The following is a 2,747-nucleotide window of genomic DNA, read 5'->3' as shown; positions in this document are numbered from 1 at the left end:
AGGGTCTGCTCGCCGACATGTATGGCCTGCAGAACAGCTTCTGGCTGATCGTCGCCTGCGAAGTCTACGTGCTGTGGTACGCGCTGTACGGATCGAAACCGACCAGTGCCTTGCCGCCGGAAGAGCCCGCCGCCGTCTGACACAAGGAGACCGGCGTGCCGGCTGGCGACTATATCGCAGTCGATTGGGGGACCACCAATCGGCGCGTCTATGTGATGCAAGCAGATGGCTTGATCGTTTCCGACCGTGTCGACGACCGGGGTGTAATGGCAGTCGCACCGGATCGGTTCGTCGACGAATTCGAGACGTTGCGTGCCCGTTGCGGCGATCTTCCCATCGTGGCTGCCGGCATGATCGGTTCGAACCGGGGGTTGCGCGAAACCCCCTATTGCGCAGCCCCGGCATCCTTGGGCGATCTCGCCGCCGCTGCGGTGGAAGTGCTGGACCGTGTTCACTTGGTGCCGGGGATCAGCCTGTCGGGTGCTGGCGGCCCCGACGTCATGCGCGGCGAAGAGGTCCAAGTGCTGGGCGCGCAGAACGCCGGGCTCGTCGATGGAGCGGCACTGTTCTGCCAGCCCGGTACGCACAACAAATGGATCGAAACCGACGGGCAACGGATCGTCTCCTTCGCCACTGCGATGACAGGTGAACTGTTTGCCCTCCTCAAGTCGCACTCCATCTTGTCCGCGATGCTGACCGCCGAAGTTTGCGACGGGCCTGCCTTTCGCGAAGGGCTGGCCCGCGGAGCAGACGAGCGTGACCTGCCGACTTCACTCTTTCAGGCACGGGCGGCGGTTCTTCTGGGCGAACGCCCGGCAGAGGAGACTGCATCCTATGTCAGCGGAATCCTGATCGGCGCCGATGTGGGATCGCGCGAGCGACTTTCGCAGCGGGAAGTCTTCCTGCTTTCCGCTGGCAGCCTTGCGGATCTTTATGCGGTCGCAATCGGCCAAGCCGGTGGTACCGTTCGGCCCCTCGATGCCAAGACCGCCTTCGCCGCAGGAATCCATGCCATCAGGACGCAATTATCATGACCGAACATACTTTCGACAGCGCCTTTGCCCGCTGTCCTCTGGTCGCGATCCTGCGCGGCATCACACCCGAAGAGGCCCCCGCAATTGGCGATGCACTTGCCGATGCGGGCTTCACCCTGATCGAGGTGCCGCTCAATTCGCCCAGCCCGCTGGACTCGATCGAGCTGCTGGCCAAGCGTATTGGCCATCGCGCCCTGATTGGGGCGGGGACGGTCCTGACTCCGCATCAGGTCCGGGATGTAGCGGAGCGGGGCGGCCGCTTCATCGTCTCCCCCAATACCGATCCCGCTGTGATCGAGGCAGCCTGCCAAAGCGGAATGGACAGCGTACCGGGCTATTTTACCCCCAGCGAAGCGTTCGCGGCGCTGTCGGCGGGGGCAAGCGCGCTCAAGCTGTTTCCTGCCGACGCGGTCGACCCCGCCATGCTCAAGGCACACCGCGCGGTCCTCCCACCGGAAACGCGGGTGCTGGCGGTCGGCGGGATCGACAAGGATACGATGGGGCCGTGGCTCAGGGCGGGTGCCGCTGGTTTCGGTCTCGGATCAAGCCTCTACCAGCCGGGCAAAAGCGTGGGGGCAGTTGCCGCCGACGCGCAGGCAATGATCGCCGAATGGAGGAGGCACGCATGAGCGAGCGGCCGATAAGCCTGACACTCAACCGCCGGACCCTGTTGGCAGGCGCAAGCGCGCTGTCCCTGGCTGGCGCTACCGGCCGAGCGATGGCCTGGGGGCGAGCCCCGCAGGACAGCGGCCCGAAATTATCGGCTGCACCGCTCCCCACCGTCACTCTGCTGCCATCGATCTTCGCCGACGCACAGGCGGCGAACCGCACCTATCTTGCCTCGCTCGATCCTGAGCGGTTCCTGCACAATTTCTATCTGTCTGCCGGGCTCGAAGCGCCCAAACCTGCTTATGGTGGCTGGGAGAGCAAGGGAATTGCAGGGCATTCGCTCGGCCACTGGCTGAGCGCAGTCGCCATGATCATCGCCAATACAGGCGATAGCGAGCTAATGGCGAGCCTCGACCATTGCCTGTCGGAGATGGCCCTGATCCAGCAGGCTCATGGCGATGGCTATTGCGGCGGCACTACCGTCGAGCGGGACGGCGAAATCCTGGACGGCAAGGTCGTCTTCGAAGAGATCCGCCGGGGAGAAATTCGCAGCGGCGGCTTCGATCTCAATGGCGGGTGGGTCCCGCTATACAGCTGGCACAAGATCCATGCCGGGCTGATTGACGTGCATCGCCTGGTCGGTCACACGCGCGCGATGCCGATCATGCTGGGGCTGGCCGACTATCTCGGGACCATCCTCGAAGGACTTGACGATGCGCAATTGCAGCGGGTTCTCGACGCCGAGCATCGGGGTCTGAACGAAGCTTACGCCGATACCTTCGCACTGATGGGCAAAGCTTCTCAATGGCGAGCCGAGCTAGGTACGACACCGACTGCAAGACTTAATAGGAGAGGGCAGAAACGTGAAACAGGCCAGGTTGTTACAATTTCGCGGACAGGACGGCGCACGGCGCGTGATCCTGGCGCAAGACGACGGCGCGCATTTCGTCGAAGGCGTATCGACCACACGCGAACTCGCGACATGGGCCGCCGAACAGGGCACGGGGTTGCTTGCGCTCGCGCAGGCGAACCTTTCGAGCGAGGCGGCGGATATCGAGGCGCTCTATGACGAAGGGCTCCTGCTCGCCGCGATCGATCACCCGG

3 protein-coding genes are annotated in these 2,747 nt (G+C 63.9%); all 3 read left to right on the top strand.

The window, feature by feature from the left end; all coding sequences use genetic code 11:
• Nucleotides 1-155: 155 nt before the first annotated feature.
• Genes DL238_RS15835 through DL238_RS15825 form a run of 3 tightly spaced genes read left to right on the top strand, consistent with a single transcriptional unit; the run spans nt 156 to nt 2,712 of the window.
• Nucleotides 156-1,034, top strand: coding sequence for a 2-dehydro-3-deoxygalactonokinase (locus DL238_RS15835; protein ID WP_234031157.1), 879 nt, complete (start codon nt 156-158; stop codon nt 1,032-1,034).
• Nucleotides 1,031-1,663: a 2-dehydro-3-deoxy-6-phosphogalactonate aldolase gene (locus DL238_RS15830; RefSeq protein ID WP_115493428.1), complete on the top strand. Its 633-nt coding sequence runs from the start codon at nt 1,031-1,033 to the stop codon at nt 1,661-1,663. Before DL238_RS15835 ends, DL238_RS15830 begins: the two co-directional genes overlap by 4 nt.
• Nucleotides 1,660-2,712, top strand: a complete 1,053-nt coding sequence (locus DL238_RS15825) for a beta-L-arabinofuranosidase domain-containing protein (RefSeq protein WP_181883987.1) — start codon at nt 1,660-1,662, stop codon at nt 2,710-2,712. Before DL238_RS15830 ends, DL238_RS15825 begins: the two co-directional genes overlap by 4 nt.
• Nucleotides 2,713-2,747: the final 35 nt, after the last annotated feature.

This window comes from Alteriqipengyuania lutimaris (assembly GCF_003363135.1).
Classification (GTDB): Bacteria; Pseudomonadota; Alphaproteobacteria; order Sphingomonadales; family Sphingomonadaceae; genus Alteriqipengyuania; species Alteriqipengyuania lutimaris.
Note: the sequence above shows the minus strand (reverse complement) of the source record. Positions and strands in the feature narration are given on the sequence as shown.